We start from the raw sequence: 16419 nt of genomic DNA on the forward strand, positions 1-16419 counted from the left end.
GACCGTACTGGCCCGTCACTCGCGACGGGTCGGCTACGCATCCTGGGGAGTTGGGCATGAGCGTGACGAGTCGGTACCGGGAGGCCTGGGAGGGCTTCTGGCGGGAGGCCCCCGACGAACAGGGGGCGGTGTTCTGGGACGCGGAGCCCGCGCTCACCGCCGGTCTCCATCTCGCCCTCTTCGAGCCCCAGTTGGCCGACCCCGGCCTGCCCCTGGTCGACCTGGGCTGCGGCAACGGCACCCAGACCCGGTTCCTCGCCGACCGCTTCCCGCGTGTCCTCGGCGTCGACCTGTCCGAGGCAGCCGTCGAGCACGCCCGGCACGCCGACCCCGCGGGCCAGGCCGGCTACCGGGTGCTGGACGCCGCCGAGAAGGGCGAGGCGGAGTCACTGCACGCGGAGCTGGGCGACGCCAACGTCTATGTGCGGGGCGTGCTGCACCAGTGCGAGCCCGACGACCGGCAGCCCTTCGTCGACGGGCTCGCCGCACTGCTCGGCGACCGCGGCCGGGCCTTCCTCGTCGAGCTCTCCGAGGACGCCAAGCCCGTCCTGATGGGCCTGGCCCAGAGCCCCTCGGGCCCGCCACCCAAGCTGGCGCCGATCTTCCGGCACGGCATCGCGCCCGGCGAGGTCTCCGACGCCGCCGTCCCCGAGTATCTGCGCGAGGCCGGTCTCAGCGTGCTCGCGAGTGGTGAACTGCCGCTCACCACCACGGAGTACACCGCCGACGGCGTCCGCATCGAACTGCCGTCGAAGTGGCAGGTGGTGGGGCGTACGGCCTGAGGTGTGTGACCTTCACTGGTCTGTGCCGGTGAGAGTTTTCCACAGGCCTGCCGGGACGTGCCGGAACCGCGTAGCGTGAGGCGGCATGAAGATCCTCATCAGCGCCGACATGGAGGGCGCCACCGGTGTGACCTGGCCGGCCGACGTGCTGCCGGGGACTCCGCAGTGGGAGCGGTGCCGTGCGATGTTCACCTCCGACGTGAACGCCGCGGTGCTGGGCTTCTTCGACGGGGGAGCCGACGAGGTGCTGATCAACGAGGCGCACTGGACCATGCGCAACCTGCTCCTGGAGCGCCTCGACGACCGCGCCGAGATGCTCACCGGGCGGCACAAGTCGCTGTCCATGGTGGAGGGCGTGCAGCACGGCGACGTGGACGGCATCGCCTTCGTCGGCTATCACGCCGGGGCCGGCATGGAGGGCGTCCTCGCGCACACGTACCTCGCCAACTCCATCACCGGGGTGTGGGTGAACGACGAACGGGCCAGTGAAGGGCTCCTCAACGCGCGCGTGGTCGCCGAGTACGGGGTACCCGTGGTCCTCGTCACCGGCGACGACGTGGCCTGCGAGGACGCGCTCGGGTATGCGCCGGAGGCGCTGAAGGTCGCGGTCAAGGACCATGTGTCGCGGTACGCGGCGGTGTGCCGGACGCCGGCCAGGACCGCGGCCGACATCCGCGCGGCGGCCAAGGAGGCGGCGGCCCTGGCGGTGCGTCATGAACCGGTCGACGCGGGGCCGTTCACGATCGCGCTCGAGTTCGACGCCGAGCATCTGGCCCTGGCCGCGACCGTCGTGCCCGGTGTGCGGCGGATCGGTGAGCGGAAGGTGGCGTACACCAGCGCCACGATGTACGAGGGAATCCGCGCCTTCAAGGCGGTCACCACGATCGTCTCGGCCGCGGTGGAGGAGCAGTATGGCTGACGGGCAGGCGCTGGACGAGGTCGTGACGTTCACCTCGGACCTGATCCGCATCGACACCACCAACCGGGGCGGCGGCGACTGCCAGGAGCGGCCCGCCGCCGAGTACGCGGCGGAGAAACTGGCCGGGGCGGGCCTGGAGCCGGTGCTGCTGGAGCGCACCAAGGGCCGTACGAACGTCGTCGCCCGGATCGAGGGCACCGATCCGTCGGCGGACGCGCTGCTGCTGCACGGTCATCTGGACGTGGTGCCGGCGGAGGCCCGGGACTGGAGCGTGCACCCGTTCTCCGGGGAGATCCGCGACGGGGTCGTGTGGGGCCGGGGCGCGGTCGACATGAAGAACATGGACGCGATGATCCTCGCCGTCGTGCGGAACTGGGCGCGGGAGGGCGTGCGGCCCCGGCGGGACATCGTCGTCGCGTTCACCGCCGACGAGGAGGCCAGCGCCGAGGACGGCTCGGGATTCCTCGCCGACCAGCACCCGGGGCTGTTCGAGGGCTGCACCGAGGGCGTCAGCGAGTCGGGGGCGTTCACGTTCCACGACGGCGCCGGGCGGCAGCTCTACCCCATCGCGGCCGGTGAGCGGGGCACGGGCTGGCTGAAGCTCACCGCGCGCGGCCGGGCCGGGCACGGCTCCAAGGTGAACAAGGAGAACGCCGTCACCCGCCTGGCCGCCGCCGTCACCCGCATCGGCGAGCACGAGTGGCCGCTGCGGCTCACCCCGACCGTCCGGGCCGCCCTCACCGAACTCGCCGTCCTGTACGGCATCGAGCCGGACCTGACCGACGTCGACACCCTGCTGGAGAAGCTGGGCCCGGCGGCCAAGCTCGTCGAGGCGACCGTCCGCAACAGCGCCAACCCGACCATGCTGGACGCCGGTTACAAGCTCAACGTGATTCCCGGGGAGGCCGTGGGGTACGTCGACGGGCGCTATCTCCCCGGCGGCGAGGACGAGTTCCGCACGACCCTTGACCTGCTGACCGGACCGGACGTGGAGTGGGAGTTCCACCACCGTGAGGTCGCGCTCCAGGCGCCGGTGGACTCACCGACGTACGCGGCGATGCGGGCGGCCGTCGAGGAGTTCGCGCCGGAGGGACATGTGGTGCCGTACTGCATGTCCGGCGGCACCGACGCCAAGCAGTTCTCGCGCCTCGGCATCACCGGCTACGGATTCGCGCCGCTGAAGCTCCCGGAGGGCTTCGACTACCAGGCGCTCTTCCACGGCGTGGACGAGCGGGTCCCGGTCGAGGCGCTGCACTTCGGCGTCCGTGTCCTCGACCGTTTCCTGCGGAGCGCCTAGGCACATGGGGGACGACGTGCAGACCTTGCCCTACGGTTCGTGGCCCTCGCCCATCGACGCGGCCCTCGCCGCCGCGCACGACGGGCACCCCGAGTGGGCGGGCTTCGTCGGCGACGAGGCCTGGTGGACCGAGCCGCGGCCCACCGAGGGCGGCCGGCGCACCCTGGTGCGGCGCCGCGCGGACGGCAGCGAGGAGTCGGTGCTCCCGGCGCCGTGGAACGTGCGCAGCAGGGTGATCGAGTACGGCGGTCAGCCCTGGGCCGGTGTTGTCCAGCACGGCCGGCCGCTCGTCGTCTTCGTGAACTTCGCCGACCAGCGGCTGTACCGGTACGAGCCCGGCGGGGAGCCGCGTCCCCTCACGCCCGTCTCCCTGGTGGGCGGCGGCCTGCGCTGGGCGGACCCGGTGCTCCGCCTCGACCTCGGTGAAGTGTGGTGTGTCCTGGAGGAGTTCACCGGCGACGGCCCCACCGACGTCCGCCGTGTCCTCGCCGCGGTGCCGCTGGACGGCTCGGCCGCCCAGGACCGGGACGCCGTACGCGAACTCACCGACGCCCGGCACCGGTTCGTGACCGGACCGCGCATCTCGCCCGACGGGCGCCATGTGGCCTGGCTCGGCTGGGACCACCCGCGGATGCCGTGGGACGGCACGGAGCTGGTCCTCGCCGCGGTGGCCGACGACGGCGCCCTGCGGGAACCGCGTACGGTCGCCGGCGGCCCCGAGGAGTCCATCGCCCAGGTCGACTGGGACCGGGACGGCGCCCTGCTGTACGCGAGCGACCGCACCGGCTGGTGGAACCTCTACCGCGACGGCGAGCCGGTGTGCCCGCGCGAGGAGGAGTTCGGCGGGCCGCTGTGGAAGCTGGGACAGCGCTGGTTCGCGCCGCTGGCGAGCGGCCTGATCGCCGTCGTGCACGGGCGGGGTGCCACCGCGCTCGGGATACTGGACCCGGAGACCGGGGAGGTCGTCGACGCGGCGGGCCCCTGGACCGAGTTCGCGCCCACTCTCGCGGTGCACGGCGAGCGGGTCGTCGCCGTCGGGGCCAGCCCGCGCAGCGCCTACGAGGTGGTGGAGCTGGACACCCGCACCGGCAGGGCGCGCGTGATCGGCGCCGGCCATGACGACTCCGTGGACCCCGCGTACTACCCCGAGCCGCAGATCCGCACCTTCACCGGGCCCGCCGGACGCGAGATCCACGCCCACATCTACCCGCCCCACCACCCCGGTTGTGTCGCGCCGGGCGACGAGCTGCCGCCGTACGTCGTGTGGGCACACGGTGGTCCGACGAGCCGGGCGCCGCTCGTCCTCGACCTGTCCATCGCCTACTTCACCTCCCGGGGCATCGGCGTCGCCGAGGTCAACTACGGTGGCTCGACCGGGCACGGCCGGGAGTACCGCAACCGGCTGCGCGAGCAGTGGGGCGTCGTCGACGTCGAGGACTGCGCCGCCGTCGCGCTGGCCCTCGCCGACGAGGGCACCGCCGACCGGGACCGGCTGGCGATCCGCGGCGGCAGCGCGGGTGGCTGGACCGCGGCGGCCTCGCTCACCGCGACCGACGTGTACGCCTGCGGCACGATCGTCTATCCCATCCTCGACCTGGCCGGCTGGGGCGAGGGGGAGACCCACGACTTCGAGTCGCAGTACCTGGAGACGCTCGTCGGACCGCTCGCCGAGGTGCCCGCGCGGTACGCGGAGCGGTCGCCCACCGAGCACGCCGACCGGATCACCGCGCCCTTCCTGCTGCTTCAGGGCCTGGACGACGTGATCTGCCCGCCCGCCCAGTGCGAGCGGTTCCTGTCCCGGATGGAGGGGCGGCGGGTGCCGCACGCCTACATCGCCTTCGAGGGGGAGGGGCACGGGTTCCGGCGGGCGGACACCATGATCAGGGCCCTGGAGGCCGAACTCTCCCTGTACGCCCAGGTCTTCGTCCTCAACCCGCCCGGCATCCCGACCCTGGAGCTCAGCAAGTGAAAGAACTCGTCCGGCCGGCCCGGCTCGCCCCCGGAGCCCGTGTCGCCGTCGTCGCGCCCAGTGGGCCCGTGCCCGAGGAGCGGTTGCAGGCCGGGCTCGATGTGCTGCGTGGCTGGGACCTCGACCCGGTCGTGGCACCCCATGTGCTGGACCGGCACGGCGAGTTCACCTACCTGGCGGGCACCGACGCGCACCGGGCCGCCGATCTCCAGGCCGCGTGGTGCGATCCGGCCGTGGACGCGGTGCTGTGCGCCCGCGGCGGCTACGGCGTCCAGCGGATGACCGACCTGCTCGACTGGGACGCCATGCGGGCGGCGGGGCCGAAGGTGTTCGTCGGGTTCAGTGACATCACCGCCCTGCACGAAGCGTTCGCGAACCGGCTCGGCCTCGTCACGCTGCACGGGCCGATGGCCGCCGGGATCGACTTCATCAAGAACGCGCGGGCACAGGAGCACTTGAGAGCCACCCTCTTCGCACCGGAGACCGTCCGCACGATCACCTCCGGCGGCACGGCCCTGGTCCCCGGCCGCGCGCGGGGCGTCACCCTGGGCGGCTGCCTCTGCCTGCTCGCCGCCGACCTGGGCACCCCGCACGCCCGGACCTCCGCGCGGGGCGGGCTGCTCTGTCTGGAGGACGTGGGGGAGGAGACGTACCGCCTCGACCGCTATCTCACCCAACTCCTGCGCGCGGGCTGGCTCGACGGGGTGCGCGGGGTGCTGCTCGGGTCCTGGAAGGACTGCGATCCGTACCCGCAGGTGCGGGCGCTGCTCGTCGACCGGCTCGGCGGGCTCGGAGTGCCGGTCGTGGAGGAGTTCGGATTCGGGCACTGCGAAGGGGCGTTGACGATCCCGTTCGGTGTCGCGGCCGAACTCGACGCCGACTCGGGCACGTTGACGCTGGAGGAACCGGCGCTCCGCTGAATTTCTGTCAAGAAACACTCGTCACGGTGATTGACCGCGTCTGACACGTGTCACACCATGACTTCCGGCCGGTACTTACCGGTCGGTAGGTCGGGTTGTCCTCAGCGTGGAGGTCTCGTGTCCCGTCGTGTGCTCGGCTACAGCGTTCCGCTCGCTCTCCTGCTCGGTGCCACACTCGCCACACCAGCCCCCGCCACAGGGCAGTACACCGTCACGGCCCTGAAGTTCACCGTCCAGGCCGGCGGTCGCGCATGCACCATCGATGCCGACCTGTACCGGCCCACCGGCGTCGACCGGGCGCCCGCGGTGCTCGCCACCAACGGCTTCGGCGGCAGCAAGTCCGACGGTTCGACCGACGTGATCGGCAGGGCCTTCGCCGAACGCGGCTATGTCTCGCTCGTCTACTCCGGGCTCGGCTTCGGCAACTCCGGCTGTCTGATCTCCCTCGACGACCCCGACATCGACGGCCGGGCCGCGTCCGGGCTCATCGACTTCCTCGCCGGGAAGCGGGCCGCCGACGACGGCACCAAGGCCGACTTCGTCACCCTCGACCGCAAGGGCGACCCGCGCGTCGGCATGATCGGCGGCTCCTACGGCGGCGCGATCCAGCTGGCGACGGCCGCTGTCGACCACCGCGTGGACGCGCTCGTGCCGATGATCACCTGGAACGACCTGGCGTACTCCCTGGACCCGAACAACGCCGCCCGCGCGGTGCCCGGCGCCTTCAAGTGGCAGTGGACCAACGGCTTCTACCTCATCGGCGAGAGCCAGCCCCTGACCACGGTGAACCTCGACCCGTCCCGCATCAACTCCCTCGGCTGTCTGCACTTCGTCACCGACGCCTGCGACACCGTCCGCACCCTCAACTCCGGCAGCTACCCCGCTGCCGACACCGCCGAGCTGCTCGCCTACGCCCGCAGCGTTTCCCCGGTCAGCTATCTGAGCCGGGTGAAGGCGCCCACGCTCCTGGTCCAGGGACAGGCCGACAGCCTCTTCAACCTCAACGAGGCGACAGCGACGTACAAGACGCTCAAGGCGCAGGGCACGACCGCGAAGATGATCTGGCAGTCCTGGGGACACAGCGGGGGCCAGGTGGCCGGTGAACTCAACCTGAGCCAGGGCAACCTGGAGTCAAGTTACGTCGGCAAGCGCGTCCTCGCCTGGTTCGACCGCTATCTGCGCAAGCAGAAGAACACCGACACCGGACCGGCGTTCGCCTACTACCGCGACTGGATCACCGACCCGAACGGCACCTACGCCACCGCCGGCAGCCTGCCCGTGCTCAGCCAGAAGCTGTACCTGTCCGGGGACGGCAGACTCGTCGACAACCGGGGCAAGGTGACGCGCGGCAGCCGGACGTACAGCAACTGGCTCGTGCCGACCAGTCACTCCGAGAGCTCGCTGGCCGGGCTCGTCGGACTGCCCGACCCGGCGCCGTACGACACCGCGGGCACCTACCTCGGCTGGACCAGCGAGCCGCTCGCCCGCGCCACCGACGTCGTGGGCGCGCCCAAGGCCACGCTGAAGGTCGTCTCGCCCAAGGCGGAGCGGACCCAGGACTCCGGGAACGCCGCCGACAAGCTCGTGCTGTTCGCCAAGCTGTACGACGTCGCGCCCGACGGCACCCAGACGCTGGTGCACCGGCTGGTCGCGCCGGTCAGGGTGCCCGACGTGACCCGGAGCTTCACGGTGACGCTGCCGGGGATCGTGCACCGGTACGAGCAGGGGCACCGGCTCCGGTTCGTGGTGGCGGCGAGCGACGACGCCTACTTCGGCAACCGGGGGATCAAGCCGGTGACCGTGGTGAGCGCGCCCGGCGACACCGGGGTGCTGGAGCTGCCGGTGGCCGGCGGCTGAGTCACCCGGTGGGCGGCGCCCGCCGGGCGGCAGAGCCCCTTCGGGCCCACGCTGGTCGGTATGAGCCCGAAGACCTCCGCGAGCGGCGGCACCGCCGGCGGCAAGCACAGCGCGGTGACGCCCGCGAGGATCGTCGTCCTGCTGCTCGCCGTCCTCGCCCTCATCTTCATCTTCGAGAACACTGGCGAGACCAAGATCAGACTGCTGATCCCCGAGGTGACCATGCCGTTGTGGACGGCGCTGCTGGCCACGGGCGTGATCGGCGCCCTGTGCGGGGCGTATTTCATGAGGCGCAGAAGCTAGCCGGACGTAGGGTGACGGGATGCCGCACACCTCATCCCGTTTCCTTGCCGAGGGCCCCCGCGTGGGCATACGCCACATCACCTACGAGGACAGTGCCGAGTTCACCGCACGGGCCCGGGAGAGCAAGGAACTGCACCAGCCGTGGCTGTTCCCGCCGGACAGTGCCAGTGCCTTCGCCACGTTCGCGCAGCGGTTGATCGAGGACCCGACCAAGGTGGGGTTCCTCGTCTGTGAGAAGGACAGCGGGGCCATCGCCGGATACATCAACATCAACAACATCGTCGAGGGAGCGTTCCTGAGCGGGGCGCTCGGGTACGGGGCCTTCGCCCATGCCGCCGGGCGGGGGCTGATGCGGGAGGGGCTCGGGCTCGTCGTGCGCTACGCCTTCGGCGGGATGCGGCTGCACCGGCTGGAGATCAACGTGCAGCCCGCCAACGCCGCCTCGATCGGCCTCGCCCGCTCCTGCGGCTTCCGCCTGGAGGGCTTCTCGCCGGACATGCTCTACATCGACGGGGCCTGGCGGGACCACGAGCGGTGGGCCATCACCGCCGAGATGATCCGGAAGGCGAGGTGACGGCGACGATGCGTACCCGCGTGGTCCTGGACGCCCCCTCCAACCTCGGGCTGCGGCCGCCCGCGCCCGGCACCGTCCCCGGCTGCTACAAGCTGGCCGGTGCGCTGCGCGAGCAGCGGATCGTGCAGCGGCTGGGCGCCCTGGAGGGCGGTGTGGTCGTGCCGCCGCGCTACGACCGGGGCGACTGGCAGGAGGGCGACGGGGTCTTCAACGCGGCCGCCCTCGCGGCCTACACCGTGAAGCTCGCCGACCGCCTCGAGCGGCATGTGCGGGCCGGGGAGTTCCCGGTGGTGCTGGGCGGTGACTGCTCGATCCAGCTCGGCGCCTCCCTCGCGCTGCGCCGCCTGGGCCGCTATGGGCTGGTCGCCGTGGACGCCTCGGCCGACTTCCGGCACCCGGGCAACTCCGACCGGATCGGGGCGGCCGGAGGTGAGGAGGTGGCCCTCGGCACCGGGCGCGGACAGGACGACCTCACGAACCTGGAGGGGCTCAAGCCCTATCTGCGGGACGAGGACGTACGGCTCTTCGGCAACCGGGACGCGTTCGAGGACGACCGTGCCGAACTCGCGGCCCTGAAGATCCCGGTGGTCACTGTCGGCGACATCCGGGAGTGGGGCGCGGAGGCGCTGGCGCGGGCCACCGCCGAGGCCTTCGCGATTCCCGAACTGGACGGTTTCTGGGTCCACTTGGACGCCGACGTCCTCGATCCGTCCGTGATGCCGGCAGTGGACAGCCCCGACGCGGACGGGCTGATGCCCGCCGAACTCGTCTCCCTGCTCCGGCCGTTGCTCGCGTCCCCGCACTGCGTCGGCCTCAACGTCACCATCTACGACCCCGACCTGGACCCGGACGGCACGGCGGGCGCCCTCCTCGCGGACATCGTGGTGTCCGCCTTTGCCCAATCCTGACCGGTAGCGCCCCTGTTCAGCTCCCCGGCGAGCGGCTTCCATGGTGATCGTGACGACGATCCGACGTGACGTACTGACGCTGCCCGCCGCGGAGTTGGGACCCGACAACCCCCTGCCTCCGCTCCGGCCGCTCGACGAACTGCACCGCGTCGAGGACCGCGACGGCCTGCCGCGCGAGATGGCCCGCCAGATCGGGTACGAGCCGCTGCGCAGCCTGCTGCCCGTCCCCGTGCGGGACGGCTACGAGCGGGTGCGCGAGCCCCGCGCGATCGACACGCTCGTCATCGAGAACGACCGGCTGCGGGCCACCGTGCTGCCGGGCCTCGGCGGCCGGGTCGCCTCCCTGCTTCACAAGCCGACCGGCCGCGAACTGCTGTACCGCAACCCGGTGTTCCAGCCCGCCGACTTCGCCCTCAACGGCGCCTGGTTCTCCGGAGGCATCGAATGGAACATCGGCGCCACCGGCCACACCACCCTCGCCTGCTCCCCCCTGCACGCCGCCCGCGTCGCTGCCCCGGACGGCGGCGAGATGCTGCGGCTGTGGGAGTGGGAACGGCTGCGCGACCTGCCCTTCCAGGTCGACCTGTGGCTGCCGGAGGGCTCCGACTTCCTGTACGTCGGGGTCCGCGTCCGCAATCCGCACGAGAGGCCGGTGCCGACCTACTGGTGGTCCAACATCGCCGTACCCGAGGAGCGCCGGGTGCTGGCGCCCGCGGACGAGGCCTACCACTTCGGGTACGAGCGCCGGCTGCGCCGGGTGCCGGTCCCGTCGTACGAGGAACTACGGCAACACCCGTACGCGGCCGACTACTTCTACGACCTTCCCGACGGCCGGCGCCGCTGGATCGCCGCCCTCGACGCGGACGGGCACGGGCTGGTGCAGACGTCCACCGACGCGCTGCGCGGGCGCAAGCTGTTCATCTGGGGTGCGGGAAGGGGCGGGCGGCGCTGGCAGGAGTGGCTGACCCAACCGGGTACCGATGGCTACTGCGAGATCCAAGCGGGGCTCGCTCGCACGCAGTTGGAGCATGTGCGGCTGGAGCCGGAGAGCGAGGTGGCGTGGCTGGAGGCGTACGGGCCGCTGAGCTGCGCGCCCGAGGTCGGTGACGCCGAGGCGCGGCTCGAAGCCGTGCTGCCGCGCGCCGAGGTCGAAGCCGCGTACGCCGCCTGGAAGCCGTACGCCGACACCGAACCCGGTGAGACCCTCGCCACCGGTTCCGGCTGGGGCGCGCTCGAAGTGCTGCGTGCCGACTGGAAGTTGCCCGGAACTCCCTTCGACGAGAGCACCCTCGGCGAGGAGCAGGAGCCGTGGCTGCATCTGCTCCGCGTCGGGGCGCTTCCCGAGCCGCGCCGGGTGCGGCCGCCCGGCGGGAGTCTGGTCGCCCCGCACTGGCGGGACATGCTGGAGACCGCGCCCGCCACCCCGCTCACCGAGTACTACCTCGGCATCGCCCAGTGGCACGCCGGGGACCGGGCGCAGGCGGTACGCAGTTGGGAGCGGGCCCTCGAACTCGCGCCGTCCGTCTGGCCGTTGCTGCGTTGCCTCGCGGTGGCCGACCGGGAGATCGGCGACCACGAGCGGGCCGCCGACCGGTACGGGGAGGCCTTCGACGACCTGTGCCGGGAGCGGCGTGACGCGGGCGAGCGGTGGACCGCGGCCACGGCCGCGCTGGGCCGCGAGGCGATCGAGGCGCTGCTCGCGGTGCGGCGCACGGCGGAGGCGCGGTCGGTGTGGGAACGGCTGCATCCCGCGACGCGGGAGCGCGGTCGATTCCGGTTCGTCGAGGCCCAGTTGCTGTGCGCGGAGGGGAGGCGCGACGAGGCGCGGGCCGTGTTCGAGGAAGGCTTCGAGGTCGCGGACCTTCGGGAAGGGGCGGAGGCCGTCGGGCGGCTGTGGGAGCGGATCAGCGGCGAACCGCTGCCCGCCCGCTACGACTTCCGCATGCGGTGACCGGACCCAGGACCTAGACCCGCCGGTCCACGTACTCGTACACCGCCCCGTCCGGATGCACGGCGATCAGATTGCGGCCCGCCGGAGTGCCCACCGGCCCCGCGATCACGCGCGCGCCCAGCTCGGTCAGGACCGCATGGGCCTCGTCGACGTCCTTGACCGCGATCGTCGCCGCGACCTTGCGCAGGATCTCCAACTCGGCCTCGGGGCCGCTCATCAGGAGGAAGCAGCCGACGGCGGCCACCTGGACACCGCCGCGCTCGAAGCGGAGCGCGGTGCCGCCCGCCAGCCGTTCGTAGAAGGGGACCGCGGTCTCCAGGTCGTCGACGCAGACGCGCAGCGTGGCTCCCAGAATGTCCATGCGGACGAGCCTAGTCGGGGCGGCCGGGGCGAGGAGATCGTTTCACCTGATCTCCTCGCCCCGGCCGCTCACGGCACATGGATCAGCCCATGGCCTTGCGGACGACGTCCCGGGTACGGTCGACGACGGCCGCGACGGGGCCCACCGCCACGTTCTTGAGGGCGGTGTCGGTGCCCGGGTGCGGGCGGGTCGGTGCCAGGGCCTCGGCCGCCTGCACCGCACGGGCCAGGTTCTCCAGCCTGCCGCGATCGGCGACCCGGCTGAAGTGCGCGAACTCGTAGCGCTCCTCGTTGTCGGCGTGCGCCAGCACGTCCTGCCGCAGCGCCGCGAACTGGTCGAGGAACTCGGGGGAGTCGGGGTCCATGTCGTCCAGGCGCGACAGCGCCCGCTTGGCCTGCTCCTCCTCCTCGACACGGTCCTTGACGACGAGCTCACCGCCGTCGATGTTCTTGCGGGCGAAGGGATGGACGACCTCTTCCTCCGCGGTCTCGTGCACCGCGAGGAGGCGGACGAGATCATGGAAGGCACGCTTCCGCTCGTCGCCCTTGGTGGCCGCCACCTCGTCGAGCAGTTCCCGTATCCGTGCGTGCTGCCCCTTGAGCAGCTCCACTACGTCGGTGCTTGCGGTCATCCTCTTCTCTTCTCTCCGATAGGGGACTGCGAGCGGGGCGGGTACCCGGCGCCCCGGGCCCTACGCGGCGGTAATCGGCCGTGACGGACCGCGTTATGCGTACGGGTGTGCGGGTACCCGGCGGGCATGGACCGCTTGGATCATCTTGAGCACCTGGACAAGCATCTCGTCGACGAGCTGGCGCAGGTGGCGCGCGAGACCGTGCGCGACGAACTGCGCGAACAGACTCGCAAGCAGCGCCGCAGGGCCATGCTGTACGCCGCGTCCGGCGCCGTCGCCCTGTACGCGGGCGCGGCTCTCGCCCTCACGCTGGGCCTGGTCCTTGCCCTCGGGCTGCCCGACTGGGCCGCCGCGCTGATCACCGCGGCGATCCTCGGGGTCGTCGCGTTCGTACTGCGGGGCATGGCCCGGCCGTCCGCCTCCCGGCCCACCCCGGAGCGCGAGGCCGAGCTCGCCGCGGGCCGCGACCGGGTCGTGGGCGGTACGGCACCCGGCGCGCCGCCGAGCGGGCTCGGCATGCCGTATCCGCCGATGCCGCCCGCCGCGCCCGGTGGGGTCGGCGGCGCGACCGGCGCACCCGGTGCGGGCACGCCGGCGACCGGCACTCCCGGCAGCGGCGCGGCGCCGCGGCCCGACGACATCGACCCCGAGCAGCCGCACCACCGGGCGTGATGCGCGGTGGGCCGGCCTTGGAGCGCGCTCTCCCGGCACGGCAGGGCCGTCGTGGTGACCGGGGCCAGCGGCGGCGTGGGGCGGGCCACGGCCCTGGCCTTCGCCGCCCGGGGCGACCGGGTCGCCCTGCTGGCCCGGGGCCGCGAAGGTCTCGCCGCGGCGGCGGACGAGGTGCAGCGCGCCGGCGGTGAGGCGCTCGTCGTCCCCGTCGACATGTCCGACGCCAAGGCCGTCGATGACGCGGCGCAGAAGGTCGCCGACACGTTCGGCGGCATCGACGTCTGGGTCAACAACGCCTTCGCCGGGGTCTTCGCGCCGTTCACCGAGGTCACCCCGGACGAGTTCCGGCGGGTGACCGAAGTGACGTACCTGGGCTGCGTGTTCGGCACCCGGGCCGCACTGCGGCACATGCTGCCGCGGGACCGGGGGACCGTGGTGCAGGTCGGCTCGGCGCTCGCCTACCGCGGGATTCCGTTGCAGTCCGCGTACTGCGGCGCGAAGCACGCCATCCAGGGGTTCAACGAGTCGCTGCGCTGCGAGCTGCTGCACGCGGGCAGCGGCGTCCGTACGACGATGGTGCAGCTGCCCGCCGTCAACACTCCGCAGTTCGACTGGGTGTTGAGCCGGATGCCCGGGCGTGCCCGCCCGGTGGCGCCGGTGTACCAGCCGGAGGTGGCGGCGAGGGCGATCGTGCATGCCGCCGCGCACGGACGGCGGCGGGAGTACTGGGTCGGGGGTTCGACGGTCGCGACGCTGCTCGCCAACGCGGTGGCGCCGGGACTGCTGGACCGCTATCTGGCACGCAACGCGTTCGAGGCGCAGCAGGACGGTTCGGCGGAGGGCGGGTCCGGAAACCTGTGGAGCCCGGCCGACGGTCCTCATGGGCGGGACTTCGGGGCACACGGGCGGTTCGACGAGGAGTCGCTGCCGGGGAGTTCACAGGAATGGCTCTCCCGCAACCGCGGACGGGCAGGCGCCGCGCTCGTGGTGGGAGCGGGGGTCCTGACCGCCCGGGCGGTCAAGCGACGGGGTTAGTCGACTGGTCGGGGGCGGTGATCACGTCGTACATCCATCACGCCACTCTGAACTCCGTCGTACATCCGTCACACCCTGAACTCCGTCGTGCATCCATCACGCCACCCTGAACTCCAAGGCCTCCTCGGCCCGTAGGGTCAGGCCGTGGCCTATGCCTGTCGTGGGGTGGATCGTGCCGCCCGTCGGGTCCAGGGCGCCGTCGAAGAGCATGTCCTCGATGCGGACGTGGTCGTGGAACCACTCCATGTGGCGGAGGTTGGGGAGGGAGGCGGCCGCCGCGGCGTGGACGTGGGGTGCGCAGTGGGTGGAGACGTCCAAGCCGTGGGCCTGGGCCAGCGCGGCCGCGCGGAGGAACTCCGTCAGCCCGCCGCAGCGCGTCGCGTCGATCTGGAGGCAGTCGACCGCGCCGGCGGCGATCATGCGGGCGAAGTAGGGGACGTCGTAGCCGTACTCGCCCGCCGTGACGTCGCAGACGAGGGCGTCCCGGACCAGGCGCAGGCCCGTCAGGTCGTCCGACGACACCGGCTCCTCGAACCAGCTCACGCCCAGCTCGGCGAGCGCCCCGCCGACCCGGACCGCCTGCTTGCGGGTGTACGCGCCGTTCGCGTCGACGTACAACTCGGCCTGGGCGCCGATCACTTGGCGGGCGGCGCGGACGCGGGCCAGGTCGCGTTGGACCGAGCGGCCCCAGCTCTCACCGATCTTGATCTTCACGCGCGGGATCTGCTGCCCGTGCACCCAGCCGCCCAACTGTGCGGCCAGATGGGAGTCGTCGTACGTCGTGAAGCCGCCGCTGCCGTACACCGGGACCCGTTCGCGGAACGTGCCCAGGAGGCGGGCCAGCGGGAGTTCCAGGAGGCGGGCCTTGAGGTCCCACAGGGCGATGTCCAGCGCCGAGATCGCGCAGGCGGCGATGCCCGGGCGGCCCGCGTTGCGGACCGATCGGCACATCGCCTCGTGCGTCGCCGGGATGTCCAGCGCGCTGCGGCCCTCCACCAGCGGGGCGAGGTGCTCGCGCAGGAAGTCGCCGACCGCCTGCGGGCCGTACGTCCAGCCCGTGCCGGTCGCGTCGCCCGCCGTCACCTCGGTGATCACGATCGTCGTGGAGTCCCAGGCCAGGGTGCCGTCGGCCTCGGGCGCGTCGGTCGGCACCGTGTAGACCGACACCGCCGGACGGTGCAGCTTCATCGTCAGTCCTGCGCGAGCTGCGGCAGCACCTTCGTACGGTAGAAGTCGAAGAAGCCGCGTTGGTCGGGGCCGATCTGGTTGACGTAGATCCGGTCGAAGCCCGCGTCGGCGAAGGCGGACAGGGCCGCCACATGCTCGTCGACGTCGTCGCCGCACACCGCCTTCTCACGCACCATGTCCTCGGTGACCAGGGTCTGCGCCTGCTCGAAGTGGCTCGGCGAGGGCAGCACCTGGGCCAGCTCGCCGGGCAGGAACTGGTTGGCCCACAGCCGGTGCACGGTGCGTATCGCCTCGTCGCGGTCCGTGCCGTAGCAGACCTTCGTCCCGCCGCTCACGAGCTTCGCGCCCCCGCCGCCCTTGCGGAACTGCTCCACCATCGACGCCTCCGGCATCATCGTGATGTAGCCGTCGCCCACCCGGGCCGCGAGCGCGGTCGCCGCCGGGCCGAAGCCCGAGATGTCGATGGGCACGGGCTCGTCGGGGACCGTGTAGAGGCGGGCGTTCTCCACCGTGTAATGGGTGCCGTGGTGGCTGACCTCCTCGCCGGTGAACAGTCGGCGCATGATCTGGATCGACTCCTCCAGCATCTCCAGGCGTACGCTCGCCGGCGGCCACACATGGCCCAGGATGTGCTCGTTGAGCGCCTCACCGCTGCCCACGCCGAGCCGGAAACGGCCCTCGGTCATGACCGCCGTCGTCGCCGCGGCCTGGGCGATCACCGCGGGATGCGTGCGTACGGTCGGGCAGGTCACCGCCGTCTCCACCGGCAGCGACACCGCCTCCGAGAGCGCGCCGAGCACCGACCAGACGAACGGGCTCTGGCCCTGCGCGTCGTTCCACGGGTGGTAGTGGTCGGAGATCCACAGGGCGCGGAACCCGGCCTGCTCGGCCATGCGCGCCTGCTCGACGAGCTCCGCGGGACCGAACTCCTCGCAGGACAGGAAATAGCCGTACTCGGGCATGGGGGACCTCCAACGACTGCGGTACGACGGCACGCTCCGGGTACCCGGCGGCGCCGCCGGAAACCGGCGGACGTTTGGCCACCCTGACCA

Annotated in this window: 16 protein-coding genes; 12 read left to right on the forward strand and 4 right to left on the reverse strand. The window is 72.2% G+C overall.

What is annotated here, in order from left to right; all coding sequences use genetic code 11:
- The first annotated feature begins 56 nt into the window (after positions 1-56).
- From IQ210_RS35335 to IQ210_RS35380, 10 genes are all read left to right on the forward strand, one after another.
- Positions 57-782: a class I SAM-dependent methyltransferase gene (locus tag IQ210_RS35335; protein WP_194083276.1), complete on the forward strand. Its 726-nt coding sequence runs from the start codon at positions 57-59 to the stop codon at positions 780-782.
- A gap of 85 nt (positions 783-867) precedes the next feature.
- Positions 868-1701 carry a M55 family metallopeptidase gene (locus IQ210_RS35340; protein ID WP_194083277.1) on the forward strand — a complete coding sequence of 278 codons (834 nt, stop codon included), beginning with the start codon at positions 868-870 and terminating at the stop codon, positions 1699-1701.
- Positions 1694-2998 (forward strand): M20/M25/M40 family metallo-hydrolase, encoded by a 1305-nt coding sequence (locus tag IQ210_RS35345; RefSeq protein ID WP_194083278.1) that lies wholly within the window; start codon positions 1694-1696, stop codon positions 2996-2998. Before IQ210_RS35340 ends, IQ210_RS35345 begins: the two co-directional genes overlap by 8 nt.
- 4 nt (positions 2999-3002) lie before the next feature.
- Positions 3003-4967: a prolyl oligopeptidase family serine peptidase gene (locus tag IQ210_RS35350; protein WP_194083279.1), complete on the forward strand. Its 1965-nt coding sequence runs from the start codon at positions 3003-3005 to the stop codon at positions 4965-4967.
- Positions 4964-5887, forward strand: a complete 924-nt coding sequence (locus tag IQ210_RS35355; protein ID WP_194083280.1) for a S66 peptidase family protein — start codon at positions 4964-4966, stop codon at positions 5885-5887. The genes IQ210_RS35350 and IQ210_RS35355 overlap by 4 nt, the downstream gene beginning before the upstream one ends.
- Positions 5888-6004: 117 nt before the next feature.
- The gene (locus IQ210_RS35360; RefSeq protein ID WP_322657441.1) at positions 6005-7744 is read left to right on the forward strand and encodes a CocE/NonD family hydrolase; all 1740 of its coding nucleotides are present in this window, start codon (positions 6005-6007) and stop codon (positions 7742-7744) included.
- 60 nt (positions 7745-7804) lie between these two features.
- Positions 7805-8047 (forward strand): LapA family protein, encoded by a 243-nt coding sequence (locus IQ210_RS35365; RefSeq protein ID WP_194083282.1) that lies wholly within the window; start codon positions 7805-7807, stop codon positions 8045-8047.
- Between the two features lie 19 nt (positions 8048-8066).
- Positions 8067-8621: a GNAT family N-acetyltransferase gene (locus tag IQ210_RS35370; RefSeq protein ID WP_194083283.1), complete on the forward strand. Its 555-nt coding sequence runs from the start codon at positions 8067-8069 to the stop codon at positions 8619-8621.
- An 8-nt stretch (positions 8622-8629) separates the two neighbouring features.
- Positions 8630-9529 carry an arginase family protein gene (locus IQ210_RS35375; RefSeq protein WP_194083284.1) on the forward strand — a complete coding sequence of 300 codons (900 nt, stop codon included), beginning with the start codon at positions 8630-8632 and terminating at the stop codon, positions 9527-9529.
- 40 nt (positions 9530-9569) lie between these two features.
- The gene (locus IQ210_RS35380; protein ID WP_194083285.1) at positions 9570-11480 is read left to right on the forward strand and encodes a DUF5107 domain-containing protein; all 1911 of its coding nucleotides are present in this window, start codon (positions 9570-9572) and stop codon (positions 11478-11480) included.
- Between the two features lie 13 nt (positions 11481-11493).
- Here the strand turns inward: IQ210_RS35380 and IQ210_RS35385 are convergent, their stop codons facing one another.
- Both IQ210_RS35385 and IQ210_RS35390 read right to left on the reverse strand, forming a co-directional pair.
- Positions 11494-11841 carry a VOC family protein gene (locus IQ210_RS35385; protein ID WP_059195306.1) on the reverse strand — a complete coding sequence of 116 codons (348 nt, stop codon included), beginning with the start codon at positions 11839-11841 and terminating at the stop codon, positions 11494-11496.
- Positions 11842-11923: 82 nt separating this feature from the next.
- Complete coding sequence (locus IQ210_RS35390; RefSeq protein WP_194083286.1) at positions 11924-12472, reverse strand: hemerythrin domain-containing protein; 549 nt, start codon at positions 12470-12472, stop codon at positions 11924-11926.
- Positions 12473-12598: 126 nt separating this feature from the next.
- Here IQ210_RS35390 and IQ210_RS35395 point away from each other — a divergent pair, with 126 nt between their 5' ends.
- Positions 12599-13144: a phage holin family protein gene (locus tag IQ210_RS35395; protein WP_194083287.1), complete on the forward strand. Its 546-nt coding sequence runs from the start codon at positions 12599-12601 to the stop codon at positions 13142-13144.
- A 6-nt stretch (positions 13145-13150) separates the two neighbouring features.
- Positions 13151-14179 carry an SDR family oxidoreductase gene (locus tag IQ210_RS35400; RefSeq protein WP_322657446.1) on the forward strand — a complete coding sequence of 343 codons (1029 nt, stop codon included), beginning with the start codon at positions 13151-13153 and terminating at the stop codon, positions 14177-14179.
- Between the two features lie 96 nt (positions 14180-14275).
- Here IQ210_RS35400 and IQ210_RS35405 read toward each other — a convergent pair whose 3' ends face one another.
- Together IQ210_RS35405 and IQ210_RS35410 are read right to left on the reverse strand one after the other, a co-directional pair.
- Positions 14276-15367, reverse strand: a complete 1092-nt coding sequence (locus tag IQ210_RS35405; RefSeq protein ID WP_194083289.1) for an enolase C-terminal domain-like protein — start codon at positions 15365-15367, stop codon at positions 14276-14278.
- Between the two features lie 2 nt (positions 15368-15369).
- Complete coding sequence (locus IQ210_RS35410; protein ID WP_194083290.1) at positions 15370-16329, reverse strand: LLM class F420-dependent oxidoreductase; 960 nt, start codon at positions 16327-16329, stop codon at positions 15370-15372.
- Positions 16330-16419: the final 90 nt, after the last annotated feature.

Origin of the sequence: Streptomyces justiciae (genome assembly GCF_015163075.1) — a bacterium.
In the GTDB taxonomy this organism is placed as follows: Bacteria; Actinomycetota; Actinomycetes; order Streptomycetales; family Streptomycetaceae; genus Streptomyces; species Streptomyces justiciae.